Annotated in this window: 12 protein-coding genes; 6 read left to right on the top strand and 6 right to left on the bottom strand. The window is 64.9% G+C overall.

Translation table 11 applies throughout. The annotated features are described in order from the left end of the window. Nucleotides 1-346: 346 nt before the first annotated feature. The 3 genes from LOY69_RS05540 (at nucleotide 347) to LOY69_RS05530 (ending at nucleotide 3,193) form a co-directional block, all read left to right on the top strand. Nucleotides 347-757: a hypothetical protein gene (locus tag LOY69_RS05540; RefSeq protein ID WP_170001083.1), complete on the top strand. Its 411-nt coding sequence runs from the start codon at nucleotides 347-349 to the stop codon at nucleotides 755-757. Between the two features lie 35 nt (nucleotides 758-792). Continuing rightward, on the top strand, nucleotides 793-1,815 hold the full coding sequence (locus LOY69_RS05535; RefSeq protein WP_258379355.1) for a hypothetical protein: 1,023 nt from the start codon (nucleotides 793-795) through the stop codon (nucleotides 1,813-1,815). 184 nt (nucleotides 1,816-1,999) lie between these two features. After that, nucleotides 2,000-3,193 carry a DUF418 domain-containing protein gene (locus LOY69_RS05530; protein WP_265074232.1) on the top strand — a complete coding sequence of 398 codons (1,194 nt, stop codon included), beginning with the start codon at nucleotides 2,000-2,002 and terminating at the stop codon, nucleotides 3,191-3,193. Here the strand turns inward: LOY69_RS05530 and LOY69_RS05525 are convergent. Next, nucleotides 3,190-3,723 carry a GNAT family N-acetyltransferase gene (locus tag LOY69_RS05525; RefSeq protein WP_102861323.1) on the bottom strand — a complete coding sequence of 178 codons (534 nt, stop codon included), beginning with the start codon at nucleotides 3,721-3,723 and terminating at the stop codon, nucleotides 3,190-3,192. The two genes, LOY69_RS05530 and LOY69_RS05525, sit on opposite strands and share 4 nt — an antisense overlap. A 199-nt stretch (nucleotides 3,724-3,922) precedes the next feature. On the opposite strand from LOY69_RS05525, the gene LOY69_RS05520 reads away from it, so the two are divergent. Continuing rightward, a complete protein-coding gene (locus LOY69_RS05520; protein ID WP_265074231.1) occupies nucleotides 3,923-5,542 on the top strand; it encodes a glucan biosynthesis protein D in 1,620 nt (539 codons plus the stop codon). Between the two features lie 163 nt (nucleotides 5,543-5,705). Here the strand turns inward: LOY69_RS05520 and LOY69_RS05515 are convergent, their stop codons facing one another. From LOY69_RS05515 to LOY69_RS05505, 3 genes are all read right to left on the bottom strand, one after another. Continuing rightward, complete coding sequence (locus LOY69_RS05515) at nucleotides 5,706-6,812, bottom strand: NADH:flavin oxidoreductase/NADH oxidase (protein ID WP_102878515.1); 1,107 nt, start codon at nucleotides 6,810-6,812, stop codon at nucleotides 5,706-5,708. A gap of 395 nt (nucleotides 6,813-7,207) precedes the next feature. Beyond that, nucleotides 7,208-8,917, bottom strand: coding sequence for a single-stranded-DNA-specific exonuclease RecJ (gene recJ / locus LOY69_RS05510; RefSeq protein WP_265074230.1), 1,710 nt, complete (start codon nucleotides 8,915-8,917; stop codon nucleotides 7,208-7,210). Between the two features lie 57 nt (nucleotides 8,918-8,974). Next, nucleotides 8,975-9,517, bottom strand: a complete 543-nt coding sequence (locus LOY69_RS05505) for a YaeQ family protein (protein WP_041116152.1) — start codon at nucleotides 9,515-9,517, stop codon at nucleotides 8,975-8,977. A gap of 219 nt (nucleotides 9,518-9,736) precedes the next feature. Here LOY69_RS05505 and LOY69_RS05500 point away from each other — a divergent pair, with 219 nt between their 5' ends. Next, nucleotides 9,737-11,473: a hypothetical protein gene (locus LOY69_RS05500; protein ID WP_265074229.1), complete on the top strand. Its 1,737-nt coding sequence runs from the start codon at nucleotides 9,737-9,739 to the stop codon at nucleotides 11,471-11,473. Between the two features lie 139 nt (nucleotides 11,474-11,612). Then, complete coding sequence (locus LOY69_RS05495) at nucleotides 11,613-13,343, top strand: hypothetical protein (RefSeq protein WP_265074228.1); 1,731 nt, start codon at nucleotides 11,613-11,615, stop codon at nucleotides 13,341-13,343. Between the two features lie 29 nt (nucleotides 13,344-13,372). Here the strand turns inward: LOY69_RS05495 and LOY69_RS05490 are convergent, their stop codons facing one another. Both LOY69_RS05490 and LOY69_RS05485 read right to left on the bottom strand, forming a co-directional pair. Beyond that, nucleotides 13,373-14,062: a phospholipase D-like domain-containing protein gene (locus LOY69_RS05490; RefSeq protein ID WP_102878510.1), complete on the bottom strand. Its 690-nt coding sequence runs from the start codon at nucleotides 14,060-14,062 to the stop codon at nucleotides 13,373-13,375. A gap of 39 nt (nucleotides 14,063-14,101) precedes the next feature. Further along, the gene (locus LOY69_RS05485) at nucleotides 14,102-19,246 is read right to left on the bottom strand and encodes a DNA repair ATPase (protein ID WP_265074227.1); all 5,145 of its coding nucleotides are present in this window, start codon (nucleotides 19,244-19,246) and stop codon (nucleotides 14,102-14,104) included. Nucleotides 19,247-19,266 lie beyond the last annotated feature (20 nt).

Genomic DNA, 19,266 nt, shown 5'->3' with positions numbered 1-19,266 from the left:
AGAAGTGCCCAGGTTCAGGGGGACGATAGTGCTTCTGAATGTTGCTTTCCCAGGAACCGGACAAAGGACCGGACAACGGGCCAGACACATGACCCGCACCACGACCAAGATCGCCTTGCAGGAGCCGGCTTGCCAACGAAGCCCCCCACGCGCGCGAAATGCCTGCATCAAGGGTCCTCGATCAGTACCCACCCAGGCTGCCAGACTGGATTAGCGCCCCGAGTTACGGCACTATCGCCCGCCTGAAAAAACCCGGCGCCACCGACCGGAATCGCTGAAGACCTTCCGGCAGCAAGGATGCGCCCATGCCCCGACAGAACTGCGCCACCGCCCACGAGTGCCGCCCATGAGCCTGGACGCCGTAGGCCGTTATCACCTGATACGCATCATCACCGGCCTCGTGCCCCTGTCGCTGCCGGCGCCGCTGTTCTATCTGGCACATGTCTGGGGCATATCGGTGTATCGCAGCCACTTCGGTTCCATCGCCAAGGGCTTTGGCCTGGGAATGATGGTGGAATTCCTGCTCCAATTGCTGATCCTCGTCAGCGTGCTGGTGGCCCTGGTGCCCAACCTGAAGGCCAAGCTGGGCCTGGTCGGCGCCCTGGTGCTGTTCACCGCCTGGGCGATGTTTCCCGACCATCCGATACGTGGCTACGTCTATTGCTTCCTGATGAGCGTGCCGCTGCTGCTGGCAATCTGGCTGGCGCAGTGGCTGTGCCGCTGCTGCGTGCCGACACCCCCGCCGGACACGCCATGAACCGCGCTCCGCCTCCAACCTCGATGAGTTCGCCGATGCCCGCCCTTCGTCATCTCTTGCGCCCGTTGCTCGCCGCCCTGTTGCTTGGCGCCGCCACCCAGGCGGCCCAGGCCGCTGCCCCCGCCTGCCCGTCCAGCGACCTGCCGACCTTCCTCAAGGCCTTTGCCAGCAGCCCGGAGCTGCAGCAGGCGTTCACCGATTCGCCGCTGATCGAACAGCGCCCGAGCCATGACGAGTACGGCCGCGAGATCACCACCCGGCACAAGCTGACGGGCGATACCCGCCACCTGCTGACCCTGCTCGATCCACAGGCCCAGGCTCGGGCCGGACTGCAAGCCTTCTGGGAGAGCCAGACCCTGGTGGTGCATGATCCGCTGGGCGACGTGGTCCAGGCCTTCGTCTTTCAACAGGGCGCCTGCTGGCAACTGGTGCGGGTGGAGCAGTGGTCCATGGACGGCCTGCTCAACCAGGACGCCCCGGCCAATGAAACCGCCCTGCAGCGACAGATGCGCAAGGCCGATCTGTTCCTGGGCTACGGCGGTCGCGAGCAGTACCTGTTGACCCAGTACTTCTTCGAGCTGGGCCAGCAGCTTCTGCTGGACGCCGCCCGGCATGGCTCGGCCACGGCGGCGGTGCGGGCAGTGAGCCTGGGTTACTCGGGCATGGCACCGGAGCTCAAGCCCGGGGAGCCGGAAGAACTGCTGCTGCCTTACGCCCAGACCGATGCCGAGGCGGCGTTGATGCTGTCGATGTACTACTGCGACCCCCGCGGCGATGGCTCCGTCAATGAATGCCAGCAACCGCGCAAGTCCGAAGAGCTGGTGCAGCGCACCGCCCGGGAACTGGACTCGGCCGACGCCTACTACTACCTGGGCAGCGGCTACGCCGAGGGCAAGTGGGGCACCACCGATGGCCCCCGGGCCCTGGCTTGCTACCGGGAAGCGATCAAGCGCGGCGACCTGAACAGCCTCCGGCCCCTGACCTGGTGGACGAAAAAAGGCCAAACACCCGCCGGTGAAGCCCAGTGCCTGCCAGCCACGGCGCCGGCGGGGAGCTGACCCCGGAGCGGCGTGCCGGCCCTGGGGCGGACACGGCGCCGCAGGTTTGTTGACTTTTTTTCACAAGAGTTTGATTGCCCGCACACCGCCTGATCGCGTTAATTGAGCCTTCACTCCATTCACCGACAGGCCCGCCCATGCACCTCGCCGCTCTGGAACACGCCCCGCAGCCCAGGTCCCGGAAATGAACGCGCCGTTGCCGCGCCAGGCGTCACGCCTGCAGCAGGTCGACGCCCTGCGCGGCTTCGCTCTGCTGGGCATCCTGGCGGTGAACATCTGGTCTTTCGCCGACCCCTACTACGCCTCGCCGGTCAGCAACCCGGCCTACGCCAGCGACCTCGACCACCTGATCCGCTGGCTGGTGTCGGTGCTGTTCGAGGCCAAGTTCTACCTGCTGTTCTCCTTCCTGTTTGGCTACAGCTTCACCCTGCAGATGGCCTCCGCCGAGCGGGCGGGCGAACGCTTCGTGCCGCGCATGCTGCGGCGGCAACTGGCCTTGCTGGCCATCGGCCTGGTGCACGGCGCACTGCTGTTCTACGGCGAGATCCTCTCGCTGTACGCCCTGCTGGGCCTGGTGCTGCTGACGCTGCGCGGATTGTCGGCAAGGTGGGCCGCGACCCTGGCGCTGGTGCTGATCACGGGAACCGCCGTGCTGATCCTGCTGTTGGGTGTCCAACTGCTGAGCGCCGGTCTCTACACCGGCGCCGCCGACGGCGCAGCGGTGCTCAAGGACATGGCCCTGGGCGGCGATGCCCTGGATACCCTGGCCTACAACGCCTCTCACCTGCTGGAGACCGCTTCTGCCCTGTGGCTACTGCAGGGCCCCAGTACCCTGGCGATGTTCCTGCTGGGCTATGTCGCCGGGCGCAAAGGCCTGCTGGTGGCGCCTTACCGCTTTGAACGCAGGCTGCCAGGGCTGCTGGCCCTGACCCTGCCCCTGGGCCTGGGTGGCGCCCTGCTTTACGGATACTGGGCAGCCTACGCCCCCGGTGGTGGTCTGGAAGTCATCGGCTACGGCATCAGCCAACTGACCGCGCCACTGCTCTCGGCCAGTTACGCCATGCTGCTGCTCAGGGCCTTTCATTCCCCTCTGGGCCAGCGTCTGTGCCAACGCCTGGCCCCTCTGGGCCGGATGTCCCTGAGCAACTACCTGCTGCAATCACTGATCCTCTGCCTGCTGTTCACCGGCTACGGACTGGGGCTGATCAACCATCTGTCGCCGCTGTGGATGCCCGTCCTGGTAATCGCCATCTACTTGTTGCAGATGCAACTCAGCGCCCTGTGGCTGCGTTCTCATCAGTACGGCCCTTGCGAGTGGCTGCTGCGGGCGCTGACCATCGGTGCCTGGCCGAGCTGGCGCAAGCCCCTCCAGGCTTAAACCAGACGCAGATAGAGGTGGATATCCTCGGGCTCCAGGCGCAGCAGCTCCGGGTCCGGGATGGCCAGCAGCTCACAGCCCAGGCCGGTGTAAAAATCCACGGTGTGCCGCGACGGCGTGGCCGACACGTACAAGCCCTGGGCGCCCATGAACAGGGCCTGCTCCCGAGCCAGGGCGAAGAGTTGCCGGCCCAGGCCAAGGCCGCGATAAGCCCGGCTCACATGCAGGAACTTCAACTGCCGCAAGTCCAGCCCGGCAGCCTCGATGGGCAGGCAATCCACCACCGCCGCGGCCACCAGAGCCGGGCCATCGAACACCCCGTACAACCAGCCGCCGCGCTGGTAACACTGCTGCAAGATCAGCGCGTCATGCTCGGCCTCGCCCTCCGGCCAGCCCTCCACCACTTCATGCTGGGCATAACGCAGCAGAACCCCCTCCTGCAGGCGGTAGAACTCATCGATGACCTCGGCACGGTCGATCAATTTTAGCCGTTGGATATCGTCTTCGCTGAGCAGGCGCGGGTGCAGCATGGGACAGGTTCCTGGAGCTGATCAGTGGTTACCAATGGACACAAGCTAATCATTTTTCTGCCCCTGGCGAACCGTTTATTCTATCCGCCGTCTGTTTACATTCAGTTGCGTTTGGCCGATGGCTTGACCGAACCTCACCTCGCGATCCCCTCATACAGCCAGGAACGGCTGGGGATCTTTCCCCGTATAAGGTTCACCTATGCACCGCAGGAATCTCCTCAAAGCCTCCATGGCCCTGGCGGCCTACACCGGCCTCTCGGCCAGCGGTCTGCTGGCAGCCAGGGCCTGGGCCGGCGCCGCTGATGGCCAAGCCCAGGCATTCGACTTCGAGCGTCTCAAGGCCCAGGCCAAGCAACTGGCCGGCCAGCGATACGTGGACACCAAGCAGGTGCTGCCACCGACCCTGGCGCAGATGACGCCGCAGAACTTCAACGCCATCCAGTACGACAGCCAGCACTCGCTGTGGAATGACCTGAACGGCCAGCTGGATGTGCAGTTCTTCCATGTGGGCATGGGCTTCAAGCAACCGGTGCGCATGCACAGCGTCGACCCCAAGACCCGCCAGGCGCGGGAAGTGCACTTCCGTCCCTCGCTGTTCAACTACCAAAACACCAGCGTCGACACCGCCCAGCTCAAGGGCGACCTGGGCTTTGCCGGCTTCAAGCTGTTCAAGGCTCCGGAACTGGACAGGCATGACGTGGTGTCCTTCCTCGGCGCCAGCTATTTCCGTGCAGTGGACGCCACCGGCCAGTACGGCCTGTCGGCCCGGGGCCTGGCCATCGACACCTACGCCAAACGCCGTGAGGAATTCCCCGACTTCACCCAGTTCTGGTTCGAGACCCCGGACAAGGACAGCACCCGCTTCGTGGTCTACGCCCTGCTGGATTCGCCAAGCGCCACCGGCGCCTACCGCTTCGACATCGACTGCCAGGCCGAGCGCGTGGTGATGGAGATCGACGCCCACATCAATGCCCGTACCGCCATCGAACAACTGGGCATCGCACCGATGACCAGCATGTTCAGCTGCGGCACCCATGAACGGCGCATGTGCGACACCATCCACCCGCAGATCCACGACTCCGACCGCCTGGCCATGTGGCGCGGCAATGGCGAATGGATCTGCCGCCCGTTGAACAACCCGGCCAACCTGCAGTTCAACGCTTTCGCCGACAAGGACCCGAAGGGCTTCGGCCTGGTGCAGACCGACCACGAGTTCGCCAGCTACCAGGACACCGTGGACTGGTACAGCCGCCGCCCGAGCCTGTGGGTCGAGCCCACCACCGCCTGGGGCGAAGGCAGCATCGACCTGCTGGAAATCCCCACCACCGGCGAAACCATGGACAACATCGTGGCCTTCTGGACCCCGAAAAAACCCGTGGCCGCCGGCGACTCCCTGAACTACGGCTACAAGCTCTACTGGAGCGCCCTGCCGCCGGTAGGCACGCCACTGGCCCGGGTCCACGCCACCCGTTCCGGCATGGGCGGCTTCGTCGAAGGCTGGGCCCCGGGCGAGCACTACCCGCCAGTCTGGGCCCGACGCTTTGCCGTGGACTTCACCGGCGGCGGCCTCGATCGTCTGCCCGCCGGCACTGGCATCGAACCGGTGGTCACCGCTTCCAACGGCGAGGTCAAGGACTTCAGCATCCTGGTGCTGGACGAGATCAAGGGCTACCGCATCCTCTTCGACTGGTACCCGACCAACGACAGCGTCGATCCGGTGGAACTGCGGCTGTTCATCCGCTCCCAGGACCGCACCCTGAGCGAAACCTGGCTGTACCAGTACTTCCCGCCGGCGCCGGACAAGCGCAAATACCCCTGATCGGCTGACAGCCCCCGGCACGCCCCAGGGGCCTCTTCGCCGGCAAGCCGGCTCCTACAGATCGCACCGCCTCCGTAGGAGCGGGCTTGCCCGCGAAGGCAGCCAGCAGTCAGACACAAAAAAACCGGCCCACACGGGCCGGTTTTTTTACATCGGCACAACCTTAATCGCGCAAGTCCGACTCATGAATCGGCTGGTCCCTGTGGGTCGCCCGCTGATACTGCGCCGGCCAGATTGCCTTGCGCCCGCCCAGGTCATCATCGGCATGCAGCGGCCAGTAAGGATCGCGCAGCAGCTCCCGGGCGAGGAAGATGATGTCCGCCTGACAGGTGCGCAGAATGTGCTCGGCCTGGGCCGGCTCAGTGATCAGCCCCACGGTGCCGGTGGCCATGCCCGACTCCTTGCGCACCCGCTCGGCAAAACGCGTCTGATAACCCGGCCCGGTGGGAATCTCGGCATTGGCCGCGGTGCCGCCGGACGACACATCGATCAAATCCACCCCCAGATCCTTGAGGCGCCGCGCCAGCTCGACGGTCTCGTCCGGGTTCCAGCCGTCCTCCACCCAATCGGTGGCCGACACCCGCACAAACAGCGGTAGCTCTTCGGGCCAGACTTTTCGTACCGCCTCGGTCACTTGCAACACCAGGCGAATGCGATTTTCGAACGAGCCGCCGTACAGGTCCTGACGCTGATTGCTCAGGGGCGAGAGGAACTGGTGCAGCAGGTAGCCGTGGGCGGCATGCACTTCCACCACCTTGAAACCAGCTTCCAGGGCGCGTTTGGCGGCCGCGACGAAAGCCTGGATGATCTCGTCGATCTGCCCTTGGTCCAATTGGGTGGGCGGCGTGTGCTGCGGATCGAAGGCAATCCGCGATGGCCCCACCGGCACCCAACCGCCGTCCTCGGGCTTGACGCTGCCAGACTTGCCCAGCCAGGGCCGATGGGTACTGGCCTTGCGCCCGGCATGGGCCAGCTGGATACCCGCCACCGCGCCCTGGGCGGTAATGAAACGGGTGATGCGCTGCAAGGGTTCGATCTGCGCGTCGTTCCACAGGCCCAGGTCCTGGGCGGTGATGCGGCCCTCGGCGGTGACCGCCGTGGCCTCGGTGAAGATCAACCCGGCGCCGCCGACGGCGCGGCTGCCCAGGTGCACCAGATGCCAGTCGTTGGCCAGCCCGTCCACCGACGAGTACTGGCACATGGGCGACACGGCGATGCGGTTGAGCAGGGTCAGTTGACGCAAGGTATAGGGTTCAAGCAGCAGACTCATGGGGCACCTCTCGATCAATGGTCAGGCTCCAGGGTTCTGTTTGAACGGTCGACGAGTGACTGCGAAGTGAAGCGCCCGCCCCCGCGGGTAGAAGAATGACAAAAGGTCACAAGGCCAATCAGACAGTGCTTAGAGACTAGTCGACAACACTGTCGCTGGCAGAGTGCCCGAGCAAAAAACTGCCCCACCGGCCCTTGTAGCCGCTGCCGCAGGCTGCGACCGGCTTGGGCGGCACTCCGACGCAGCAGACGCGGGATTTGAAGTCTGCCAGAGGTTCGGCGGGAGATCGCCAGGCAAGGCCCTGCGGGCCTTTTCGCAGCCTCGCCATAGGCTCGACAGCGGCTACAGAGGGCAGCGGGAGGGCGCCGGGCACGGCTCGGCGGCCCTTTCGCAGGTTAGCGCGGTTCGATATGGGCAATCATCAACTGCACGGTTTCCTGGCCACGGAACTCGTTGAGGTCGAGCTTGTAGGCCAGCTCCACCCAGCGGATGGTCGGGTTGGGCCAGACTTCGCGGTCGATGCCGAAGGCGATGCCGTCCAGCTTCAGTGAGCCGCATTCGCTGCGCAGCACCACTTTCAGGTGACGCTCGCCGACGATGCGTTGTTCCAGCAGTTCGAACACGCCGTGGAACATCGGCTCGGGGAAGTGCTGGCCCCAGGGACCGGCGTGGCGCAGGGCGCGGGCCAGTTCCAGGTGGAACTCTTCCACCGCCAGGGTGCCGTCCGACAGCAGGCGCCCGGTGAGGTCTTCTTCGCGCAGCTGGCGCCGCACCTCTTCGTCGAAGGCCTCGGCAAAGGCCGGGAAGTTCTGCTCCGGCAGCGACAGGCCGGCGGCCATGGCGTGGCCGCCGAACTTGCTGATCAGTTGCGGATGGCGCGCGGCCACAGCGTCCAGGGCGTCGCGGATATGGAAACCCGGCACCGAACGCGCCGAGCCTTTGAGCATGCCCTCGCCAGCGTCGGCAAAGGCGATGGTCGGGCGGTGGTAACGCTCTTTCAGGCGCGAGGCGAGAATCCCGATCACCCCCTGGTGCCACTCGGCGTCGAACATGCACAGGCCGAACGGCATGGATTCCACCGGCAGCTCCTTGAGCTGGGCCAACGCTTCGCGCTGCATGCCCTGCTCGATGGACTTGCGGTCCTGATTCAGCTCGTCGAGCTGGGCGGCCATGGCCCGGGCGGCGGAAACGTCGTCGCTGAGCAGGCATTCGATGCCCAGGCTCATGTCGTCCAGGCGTCCGGCGGCGTTGAGCCGCGGGCCGAGGATAAAGCCCAGGTCGGTGGAGGTGATGCGCGAGTGATCGCGCTTGGCCACTTCGAGAATCGCCTTGAGCCCCGGCCGCGCGCGACCGGCGCGAATCCGCTCCAGGCCCTGGTGCACCAGGATGCGGTTGTTGGCGTCCAGGGGCACCACGTCTGCCACGCTGCCCAGGGCCACCAGGTCCAGCAGCTCGCCAATGTTCGGCTGCGGCCGGGTTTCATAGCGACCCAGGCTGCGCAGGCGCGCACGCAGGGCCATCAGCACATAGAAGATCACCCCGACCCCGGCCAGGGCCTTGCTGGGGAACTCGCAGCCCGGCTGGTTGGGGTTGACGATGGCGTCCGCCGCGGGCAGTTCATGGCCGGGCAAGTGGTGGTCGGTGACCAGCACTTGCAAGCCTGCGGCCTTGGCCGCGGCCACGCCTTCGACGCTGGAGATGCCGTTGTCCACGGTGATCAGCAGCTGCGGCTCGCGCTGCAGGGCCACGGCGACGATTTCCGGGGTCAGGCCGTAGCCGTATTCAAAGCGGTTGGGCACCAGGTAATCGACGTGGGCTGCGCCCAGCAGGCGCAGGCCCAGCACGCCCACGGTGCTGGCGGTGGCGCCGTCGGCATCGAAGTCGCCGACGATGAGGATGCGCTGGCGCTGGTCCAGAGCGGTCACCAGCAGGTCCACCGCGGCGTCGATGCCCTTGAGCTGCTGATACGGGATCAGCCGCGCCAGGCTCTTGTCCAACTCCTCCACCGATTGCACACCACGGGCGGCATAAAGGCGGGTCAGCAGTGGCGGCAGATCGCCAAGAAAGGGCAGGACGGCGGGCAACTCACGGGGTTCGATACGCATGGGCTAACAGCAACTTCTCTTGGAGGACGGTGGATCGTTCAGGGGCAGAGCGGGCGATCAGCCGCGCTCACCCAGCAGCCATTCCAGCTGCACTTCGTGCTGGCCGCGATCGTCGGTGACGAAGATCGTGCCTTCACTGATCATCACGTCCCACTTGATGACGCGCGGCATGTCCTTGGCCAGGGTCTCAAGGACGTCCTGGGGTACGCCGGCGATGTTGAGGTTCTTCAGGTTCTTCACCGCGTCCAGCACCCGGGTCTGCCAGACCCGCAGGCTGCCGTAGGCCAGCAGGCTGGTGCGCTCGGTGCGGCGCGAGCACCAGGTCAGGCGATCGGCGTCCGGCTGGCCGACTTCGATCCAGTGCAGGACGCGGTCATCCAGGCTCTTTTCCCACAGGGCAGGTTCATCCACATCCGACAGACCCCGACCAAACGACAGGTGCTCGTTGTACCAGAAGGCGTAGGCCAGCAGCCGCACTGTCATGCGCTCTTCAGTTTCCGAAGGGTGACGGGCGATGGTCTGCTTGACGCTTTCATAGACCCCGCGGTCGAGGTCGGTCAGGTTCAGTTCGAATTTGTAGGTGGTGGACGGCTGGGCCATGTGCGGGCTTCTTGAGTGTGCGAAAAGGCGGCAAGTCTAACCCGAAACCTGCCGCCCTGCCCGACCACTGACCGGGCCAACCCTGCTCTGGATGACATCCGCTGAAACGCATTGGCTGGGTAAAGTCGGTTGCCAGCCTGTAGCCATGGCTTTATAACCCCGCGCAAACCGGCTGGCGCGTAACGCGCCAGAGCCGCAGTTCAATAGAAAAGGACGTCCATGACCCTCTTTGTCATCCTGCTTGTCATCGCACTGGTGTTCATCGCACTGATTCTGTACTCCCGCCGGAAAATCGCCGAACAGAGCGAGGGTCTGGTAATGACCAGCAACCTCACCGCCCAGATCAATCAGACCCTGCTGCTGAGCAAGGCCGAGCCGCTGCTGGCGCTGAAACTGGCAGAGACGCTACCCGGCGAGGCCCGGGAACTGGCCTTGCAACTGGTGGCCAGCGAGCTCTACCTGGCAGGACACAAGGCCCAGGCCCTGGCGATCTACCAGCAACTGCCGCCCCACGCCCGGGACTACGTGCTCAATACCCTGATCGAAACACTGCTCGACACCGACGATACCCAAGCCTGCCTGGAACTCCTGGAGAACTGGGGTGAAGCCCTGCCCAGCTGGCCGCTGCTGCAAGTGCGTATCCTTCAGGCCCGCGGCGAACAGGACCAGGCCCTGGCCGTACTGGGCGAACTGAGCGACCCGCGCCAAGCGGCCGCCCAGGAACGCCAGAGCATCGGCAACCTGCTGATCCTGGCGCGCCTGCAGCATCAGGCCGGGATGCAGGATGCGGCGCTGGCCAGCGTTGAGCAGGCGTGGTCGGCGTTTGAAGAAACCGAAGAGGTCCATCGCCAGTCGACGCTGCGCAGCCTGTTCGAAGCCTGCACAACCCTGGGTCAGTTCGACACGATCCTGACCCGGGCCGCGCCATTGCCGGCAGAAGAACAGGCCCAGGCAGTCGCCGCCCTGATCAAGGCCGCTCAGCTGGACTCAGCCCTCAACCTGCTGGCCCCCATCAACGACGCGCTCTACTCCACCACGTACAGCGAACTGATGGACCTGACCCTGGCCCTGCCGCCGATCGATAACGCCCTGCGTCTGCTGGACAAAGCCCCCGACCGGGATCGCTACAGCCTGCTGCTGAGCCTGCTGAACCATCTGGCAGCACAAGGCCAGACCGCAGAAGCCGAAGCACTGCTGCTGACTCTGGAACCTGAACCGAGCCAGCATCCCGGCCTGATGCTCAGCCTCTGTGAGCAGCACCACGCCACGCAGCCGCAATGGGCCGAGGCACTGCTGGCCAAGGCGCTGCAACAGATCGACGGTTACAAGAATGACCATGAGTTCTGGAGCGGCATACGCATGCAGGCCCTGCGCACCCAGCTCCAGCTGCAAAGCCGGCTGCCGGCCCATCGCCGGGACAGCTGGCTGGTACGCAGCAGCCTTGAGGAGTTGCACCGCCTGCACCAGCAGCAAGACGGCGAACAGCAATTGCTGTGCATTCGCGAGCAGACCACGTTGCTGCACGACCTGGGTCAGACCGCCCAGGCCAGGACCCTATTGGAGCAGGCCCTGGCATTGCTGGACAGCGACAGCCTGCCGGAGGTCGATGAGATGGACACAACCTTCTACCTGGAGGACATCGCCAGCGCCTACCTGAGCATCGACGAAGCAGAGCAGGCCCAGGCCCTGCAGAATCGATTGCACAGCCTGGAGGCCGGTAGTCGCGACCTGGAAGAGGACCTGCTGCTCAATCACATCGAGCACCAGCGTTACGCCCAGGCCATCGAGGCCCTGACCCTGAGCGTCTTGCTCAGCGACAAGAAGCCTCTGTCACGCCTGTATCAGGCCCTGGAGGAGCTGCAGCAACGGGCCCCCGAGCGGGCCAGCGAACTCCAGCAACAGCTGCTGGAGCGGTTTAGCAGCGGGATGGCCTGGCGCGCCTTCCAGGCGAACTGACCCAGCGGCCTTTTGCGCGCCCCCAACGGGGCGCTATTGGCGTCCAAGGGCTTGACCATCGGCTCCAGCCGTTTCAATGCCGGCAGCACATTGCCGCGGTCCGCCAGGCTCAGTTCTCGCCCCCAAGGAAAACCGAATCATGGAAGTGTTTATCATCCTGCTGCTCATCACCGGCGTGATCTCGCTGCTGGTGGTCTATGCCCACAAGGGCAGCAGCAATGACCAGGGCACCAGCCTGGGCATCAACCTGGACGAGGAGGCGCAGATCTATCGCTCGGCGTACCTGAGCGCCGTCGAACCGCAGGTGGCCCTGCAACTGGCCCAGCGCCTGACGGGCAAAGCCCGGCAACAGGGGCTGCTGCAGATACCCGCCGCACTGTACCGGCAAGGCAACCAGGCCCAGGCCCTGGAAGTCCTGGCCGAGCTCGATGAAACCTACCAGCCCATGGCGCTGTACCGACTGCTCGAAACCCTGCTCGACAAGGACGGCCCGCAGGCGGTGCTGAGCCTGTTGGAGCGCCTGCATCAGCCCCTGCCGTCAGCGCCCCTGCTGCGCATCCCGCTGTTGGTGGCCCGCGGTGAACTTGAGCAGGCCCACGCCTTGCTGGTGACCTTCGGTGTCGAGCAGTTGAACCAGGGCTGTGCCAGTGAGCACCGAAAGTTGGCGACCCTGCAACGCAGTGTGGGCCTGGCCGAGCAGGCCGCCATCAGCCTCGGCCTGGCCTGGCAACTGCTGCTCAAACAGCCGGCCGACGAACTGGACCCGTATGAAGTGGAACAGACCCTGCGCGAGTTCCGTGCCCAGGGGCAGGACGCGCAGTTCCCGGCCATGGCCGCGCAATTGCCCGCGTCGGCCCAGATCATCGTTGTGGTCTTGCTGATACAAGCCGGGGAATTCGACGCCGGATTCGAACTGCTGGCGCAGAACCCCGAGCCCGAGGACTACTGCGGTTACCCACCGCTGCTCAAGCTGATCCTGGACGCCAGCCGCCCGGATCTGGCGGCACCGCTGATCGCCCAGGTGCCAGTGAGACACGCCAGCGAGATGCTGCTGAGCCTGTTGCACTGGCATGTCGCGCGCCATGAGCTGGCCGAGGCCGAGGCGGCCTTGCAGGCCTGCGCGGTCGCGCCCTCGCAGCGTCTCTGGTGCCTGCTCTCTCTGTGGCGCACCTACCTCGAGGAGCACCCGCATTGGTGCGCCCACCTGCTGGAGCAGGCCCTGCTGACACTGGAGACCTGGCGTGGCGCTGAGCAATGGCCGTGGCATCGCCTGCTGATCGTGGAAACCCAGTTGTGGGTGCAGGCTGCCCTGGCGCCCCAGCGCCGCGACAGCGAGCTGATCCGCAACGGTCTTGAGGAAGTGGCGCTCCTCAACACCCAGATCGAATACGCCGATCGCCCGGTGAAACAGGCAGCACAGGCCAAATTGCTGCATGACCTGGAACAGACCCGGCAAGCCATCGAACTGCTGGACCAGACCGTGCAAGCGCTCGACGACGAAGCTCAGAATACGGCGATGGACCCTGCGGAAAAAAACTACCACCTGGCACAGCTGGCACTGGTCTACCTCTACATCGACGAGCAGGCAAAAGCCGCCGAGCTCAAGAGCCGCCTGGAACAGAACCTGTCCTATGCCAGCCAGTTGAGCCACGCCACGCTGCTGAACCATATCCGTCAGCAACGTTTCGAAGAAACCATTGCCGGCCTGGAACTGGGCAGCCTGTTTAACAGCGAAAACCCGCTGCAGCAGTTGCACCTGGCCCTGGAAACCCTAAGCCAGAGCGCCCCCGAACAGGCCCATAGGTTGCGCCAGAAACTCCTCGACAGGCTGGCCGACGACAGCCTCTGGAGTCAGCCGAGCGCCGCCTGAGGCCGGGTGCTGGCCCGCCGCGGCACGCCTTAACGCGGCGCGTAGCGGGCCCAGAGTTCGTTGAACTCCTTGAGGTAACTGACCACCAGTTGCGGGTGGTCGATCACCAGCAGGTTTTCCTCGTTGCCGGTGGTGGCGCTGCGGGTCCAGTTGAAGCTGCCATTGAGCAAGGTTCGGCCATCAAACACGGCGAACTTGTGGTGCATGTGGAACGGCGTGTCGTCGATCCGCACCGGCACCCCGGCCTCGCGTAGCACGGCGATATCGCTGCCGACATCGAACTGCTTTTCACTGTCGCTGATCACCCGCACGGCCACGCCGCGCTGGTGGCAGGCGCGGATTTCGTCGCTCAGTTGATCGTCGGAAATGGTGAACACGCAGATATCCACCGAGATCCGGGCCTGGCGGCACAGGTCGCGGATCTTGCGTCGGCAGTCTTCACCGGGGCTGAAGTGGGCGCTGGCCATGTCGCGCACCGGGGCGCTGTTGGCGTCCAGGGTCTTGACCACCTGCTCCAGCCATTTCAACGCCGGCAGCACATTGGCGCTGTCCGCCAGGCTCAGTTCCCGTACCAGATCGAAAGCCCGATTGCGCAGGTAACGCACTTGATCGGCACTGAGTTCGCTGCCCAGTTGGCGCAGCTCGTCCCGCTCTTCGTTGCTCAGTTTCAGGTCCTGCAGGCTGTCGCGCAGCTGCTGGTCCAGGTGGGCAAAATCCATGTTGTGATCCTTGGCTGTTCGCCGGCAAGCCGGCTCCTACTATTGGGAGTCCTTGAGGGTGGGCACATCGCCGTGGCTGAGCATGCGGCTCAGTTCGTCCACACGCGTGGCGATGTCGCCGATGCGCTGGTGGCTGTGCAGATCGACGTCGATCTTCTTGTGCATGACCTTGATCAGCGGCAGGAAGCTGTTCTCCAGGTGCTCGGAGAGGTTTTCCAGCACCGCGCGCAGGTCATGCTGCTGTGCGGGCCGGGCCAGGCCGCGTACGCCTTCCACCAGATCGTTGAGCTGGGCCACGACCCGGGTGCCGACATCGCTGTCGCTGCCGCCCATGGAGCGGTTACGCACGAAGTCGCGCTTGATCTGGGTCCAGCGTTCGCTCTGCTCCGGGGTCTGGTTACCGCGCAGTTCGGCGAGCTTGAGCAGGTTTTCCTCGGCGCCGGTGGTCAGCAACTGGGATTCGCCCTGGTAGTGGTCGGCCAAGAGTTGCAGGAGCTCGGCATCGTTCATCACCGCCGAGATCTTCTCGGCCATCTTGTTCATGTTGCGGTAGCTGCCCTGCAGCTTGAACGGTGGCTCGCTGCGGTACTGGTCGGCCTGCGCGGCGCTGGCGATGTACTGCTGGTTGACCCGCAGCACCACGTCGCGCACTTGCATCAGGCGTTGCAGGGTGGTGGTGATTTCGTTGATCTCGGCGCCGCTGTAGCTGTGGCTCAGTTCGTTGCTGGAGAAGGCCTTGCCCTCGGCCTTGGCGACGAAGCGGTAGACGTCGGCCATGTCGCGGGTGGCCAGCGGCGCCAGCACCGGGTTGGAAGTCAGGCCGTTCTCGATGTAACTCAGGGCGAAGGCTTCCTGCATGCCACCCAAGGTATCGCCGAGGTTATAGATGTCGGCCCGGTTGGCCAGCATGTCAGGGATCTTGAACACCTCGCCGGACTCGGTGTACGGGTTGCCCGACATCACCACGCAGAACTTCTTGCCGCGCATGTCGTAGGTCTTGGTGCGGCCTTTCCACACGCCTTCGACGCGCCGGGTGCCGTCGCACAGCGAGATGAATTTCTGCAGGAATTCCGGGTGGGTGTGCTGGATGTCGTCGACATAGAGCATCACGTTGTTGCCCATCTCCAGGGCCAGGTTGAGTTTCTCCAGTTCCTGGCGCGAAGTAGCGTCCGGTGCCTGGGCCGGGTCCAGGGAACGCACCTGGTGACCCAGGGCCGGGCCGTTGATCTTCATGAAGATCAGGCCCAGGCGGTGGGCGACATATTCCATCAGGGTGGTCTTGCCGTAGCCCGGTGGCGAAATCAGCATTAACAGGCCCATCAGGTCGGTGCGCTTGTTCTCGCCCACGGTGCCCATCTGCTTGGCCAGGTTGTCGCCGATAAAGCCCAGGTACACATCGTTGATCAGCTTGTTGCGCACGAACGAGCTCAGCGGCCGCGGCTTGAATTCGCTCAGGCGCAGGGCCGAGCGTTCACGACTGATGATGCCCTGGCGCAGCGCCTGGTAGCGCTGCAGGCCGGGCAGGAACTGTTCGCGGTGGGCCCGCAGGCGGGCAAAGAAACCATCCACGGTGAGTGACAGACTGCGCTCGTGAATGCGCGGGTGTTCGCCCATCAGGTTGTCGACCTTGAACCGCAGGTCGACTTCAGTGATGCGTTTGGCAAAGTCTTCCCGCAGCAGCGACAGGGCCACCGCCTCGGGCACGTAGTCGGCCCACTCGACGAACTCGCCCTCGGCGCACAGGGCCGAGAGCCAGTTCTCGGTCAATGCCCACTGTGCAGCAGGCCGCTCCACCAGCCGCGCCAGGGCCTGCTGGTAGTCGTCCCACATCCGCGCGCCCTGCAGACGCAGGGTCAGGGCTTCCTGCAGTTGCTTGGCGTATTTGCTGAAGGTGAATTCGATGCGTTCTGCAGCCAGTTCCTGAACCAGGTACTCGGCGGCCTCCGGCAACAGCTCGGCGGCCAGGGTGAAGGCGTGCTGCTGATGCCAGTCACTCAGTGCCGCGAGGATTTCCTCCTGCAACTGCAGCAAGCCTTCACGACGCCCGAACAGCTGCTGAATATGCCGGCTGGTGCGCGCCCGCTCGACCCATTGCTGCGGTTGCGGCTGGTGCTGCTGGCGGCCCCAGAACAGCGTGGCGAAGGCCCGCGCCGCCGCGCCGAAGCGCAGCAGGCCGGCGCTGTCGCGCAGCGGTAGCAGTTGCAACAGGATCGCCGCCGCATCGTGATCGTGAATGCCCTTTTCGTAGCCTTCCTTGTAGCGCGGCGCGGCGAAGTCGCGGATCACCCGCGCCAATTCCTCAGGCTGCGCCAGCAAGGGTTTCAGGCTTTCCAGGCTCAGCCCTTCCACGCCCCGGTCGGCAGCGTCCAGCACTTGCCCGGCCAGGTACTCGGCGCGGTACAGCTGGGCCGATTCCGACTCCAGGGCCACCTGCCAGAAGTCGCGCAGGGCTTCCAGCTCGGGGTCGCGCAGAGGTTCGAGGAAATCCGTGCCGGTGAGGTGCAGGTGCAGTTCGTCGCCCCGGGGCATCAGGGTCAGGTCCAGCTCCTGGGTGTTGACGCTGAAACGGTGGCGCGGCCCCAGCTTGATGACGTTGCCGCCCTCTTCGAACAGCTCGGTCTTGTCGCGCAGCGCCCGTACGGCCTGATCCCGGGCGCCCTTGAGACGCGACTCGACGTCGTCAGCCTTGACGCTGTCCTTGAGCTCGCGCAGGCGCTCGGCCAGCTCCCGCAGCTTGAGGATCAGCGGGTCGGCGGCGAAGAACGCATTGAGCTCCTCGGCCTGGGTGAACTTTGCGGTGCGCCGGCCGAGGCTGTCGAGAATCCGCCGCGCCGCGTCCAGCAGGCCCTGGGCCTTGCGCTGGCGCTCGTCGAGCAGCGATTGCTTGTGGGCCTCGAAGGTTTCCAGCAACTCCTCGCGCTTGCCGAGGATGTCGCCGAGGAACTGTTCGTGATCACCGAAACGGCTTTCCAGTTCCTCAAGCTGCACCAGCAGCCGCGACAGCTGCTCGTCGCAACGCTCGGGGTCCTGGGCCTGGGCCAGGGCGTTGGTGATGCCCTGGCTGAAGAGTTTGAACTGGGCCCCGAACTGGGCCACGGTTTCGGTCGAGCCCATGCCCTTGCGCCGCTGTTCGGCGCGGGCCTTGGCCTGGTTCAGGCGAGCGTAGATCTGCGAGATGGATTCGATGATCCGGGTGCGCTGGGTGGCGTCGTCGATCTGCAGCGAGGCCATCAGGCTCGACAGCATGTCCAGGTCGCCAGCCATGGCTTGCAGAGCGCCCAGGGGCTCGCTGAGCTGGGCCACGGTTTCGGCTTTCTGCGCCTGGGCGTCGAGGGTTTCCAGCTGAGTGACGAAGGGCTGCAGGGCCTGATCGCTGGCGAGGAAGGTCGCGGTGCCGGCGGCGGTGCGCTCCTGGGCCTTGAGCAAATCGGCTTCCATGGCGTCGATGCGCGCCACGTCGATATAGCGGTAGTCGCGAATGGTCAGCAGCAGACCGCGCTGGGCGGTGATGCCGTTAAGGGCATCGACAAAGCTCTGCACCTGATCCCAACTGTCCACCAGCAGGCTGTCGAGCAGGGTTTTCTGCTTGGCCTCGGCGGCCACCATGGCCTGGTCCGACTGGCGGCGGATGCTTTCGACTTTCTCGTATTCGTCGAGCACCAGCTCCGACGTGGAAGCCACCTCACGCAGCAGCGGCGCCAACCCGTCAAGTTCGGCACTGCCCAACCAGTGGTACACGTCGAACAGGCGCCGGGTGTTCTGGCACAGCAACGAATAGCGCTGCACCGACACCGCCGGGGTGTCGATCTCGCGGCACAGGTCATAGAGATCGGAGACGCTGCGCACCAGTTCGGCATTGCCGATGCGCCCCAGGAAACCGCTGCGGGTCGGTTGCCGCGCGGCGTATTCCTCGGTGAAGAACGGCGTCTGCCAGATCTGCATCGGATGCACCCGGGTCGGCTCTTCGCCCTCGGCGGCGAAGATCACCATGCGCCCGTCTTCCAGGCGTGCGTAGCCGTGGCCGAACAGCGGGTTCTGCAACTGGCGGTTGATCATGTTGTAGGTCAGCAGCACCGAGCGGCCCTGCTCCGGGTGGTAGAAGATGTACTGCACATCTTCACCGTTGGGCGAGCGCACCGAGCGCTTGAAGCGCATGCCTTCCATTGACTGTTCGAAGGTCTTGTACTCGCCGCTTTGCAGGTAGTAACCGCCGGGGAAGATGATCCCGTGGTCTTCCGGCAACTGCACGCAGGCCAGGCCGATGGCGTCGATGCGCTCCACCTGGCGAGTCAGGCTGTTGAACACCAGGTAGCGCCACTGCTCTTCGCGGTACGGCAGGACCTTGAGCAGGATCAGGCTGCCCAGGCGGGCGAATTCGATCTGCGAGTCGTCCAGGGACTGGGTCTTGTCCAGCACCTCTTCGCGGTAGATGCCCAGACCCGACTCGGTGTTGTTCTCGACCTTGATGGTCAGGTCGCCGCCGATGGTTTCGACGAACACCGTGTCGAGGATGTTCAGGTGCGGGAAGCGGCCTTCGACCACCATCTCGCGGGTGGCCTTCTTCCATTCGAAATCGAAGGGCGCCGGCAGGGCGATATCCCGCTCGCCGCGGTTGTCGATGTAACGGACATCCCGTCCGTCCACCGAGATCGACCAGCGGAACACCCGCACATCGGTGACGCGCTCGCCAATCTGGAAACTCGCCAGCAGCTTGCCGTCACGGATCGCCAGTTGCAGCAGGCGGGTGTTCTTGTAATAGGTGTAGAGCTCGTTGAAATCATTGAGGAAGCCCTGGGCCGCCAGGAAGCTGCCTTCCAGGGGCACGGGCTCGGCTTCGTAGCCTTCGCCCTCTTCCACCAGCCGGTAGAGGGAAAACACGTCGGCGACGCTGGTTTCCTTCTTCAGGCCGATAAACACGTTGTAGCCGAACAACAGGCAGTCGCCGACCTGGACGATGTCCCGGGCGATGCAATTGTTCTCGGTACGGATGCGCACCCGCCCGACCACTTCCATGCGGCTGTTGCCGAACTCGTCGAGACGCCTCTGGTTGAGGTCGTCGGTGGTGGCCCGCAGGCGCTGGCCCTGGTCCAGCAGGCGCTTGTGCAGCACCTCATAGGCGCCGCCTTCGGCGACGGCCTTGTCCAATACGTCCTGCGGGGGAGTTGCGACTTGAGCGTCCGACATCGTGGCCTTCCTGGATCTAC

Source organism: Pseudomonas sp. B21-059, assembly GCF_026016285.1.
GTDB lineage: Bacteria > Pseudomonadota > Gammaproteobacteria > Pseudomonadales > Pseudomonadaceae > Aquipseudomonas > Aquipseudomonas danubii.
Note: the sequence above shows the minus strand (reverse complement) of the source record. Positions and strands in the feature narration are given on the sequence as shown.

Excerpts from the sequence above, each read along its gene's own strand:
- LOY69_RS05500 (WP_265074229.1), top strand. The coding sequence starts at position 9,737 with ATGACCCTCTTTGTCATCCTGCTTGTCATCGCACTGGTGTTCATCGCA.
- LOY69_RS05490 (WP_102878510.1), bottom strand. The coding sequence starts at position 14,062 with ATGGATTTTGCCCACCTGGACCAGCAGCTGCGCGACAGCCTGCAGGAC.
- recJ (WP_265074230.1), bottom strand. The coding sequence starts at position 8,917 with ATGCGTATCGAACCCCGTGAGTTGCCCGCCGTCCTGCCCTTTCTTGGC.
- LOY69_RS05485 (WP_265074227.1), bottom strand. The coding sequence starts at position 19,246 with ATGTCGGACGCTCAAGTCGCAACTCCCCCGCAGGACGTATTGGACAAG.
- LOY69_RS05525 (WP_102861323.1), bottom strand. The coding sequence starts at position 3,723 with ATGCTGCACCCGCGCCTGCTCAGCGAAGACGATATCCAACGGCTAAAA.
- LOY69_RS05540 (WP_170001083.1), top strand. The coding sequence starts at position 347 with ATGAGCCTGGACGCCGTAGGCCGTTATCACCTGATACGCATCATCACC.
- LOY69_RS05495 (WP_265074228.1), top strand. The coding sequence starts at position 11,613 with ATGGAAGTGTTTATCATCCTGCTGCTCATCACCGGCGTGATCTCGCTG.
- LOY69_RS05530 (WP_265074232.1), top strand. The coding sequence starts at position 2,000 with ATGAACGCGCCGTTGCCGCGCCAGGCGTCACGCCTGCAGCAGGTCGAC.
- LOY69_RS05515 (WP_102878515.1), bottom strand. The coding sequence starts at position 6,812 with ATGAGTCTGCTGCTTGAACCCTATACCTTGCGTCAACTGACCCTGCTC.
- LOY69_RS05535 (WP_258379355.1), top strand. The coding sequence starts at position 793 with ATGCCCGCCCTTCGTCATCTCTTGCGCCCGTTGCTCGCCGCCCTGTTG.
- LOY69_RS05520 (WP_265074231.1), top strand. The coding sequence starts at position 3,923 with ATGCACCGCAGGAATCTCCTCAAAGCCTCCATGGCCCTGGCGGCCTAC.
- LOY69_RS05505 (WP_041116152.1), bottom strand. The coding sequence starts at position 9,517 with ATGGCCCAGCCGTCCACCACCTACAAATTCGAACTGAACCTGACCGAC.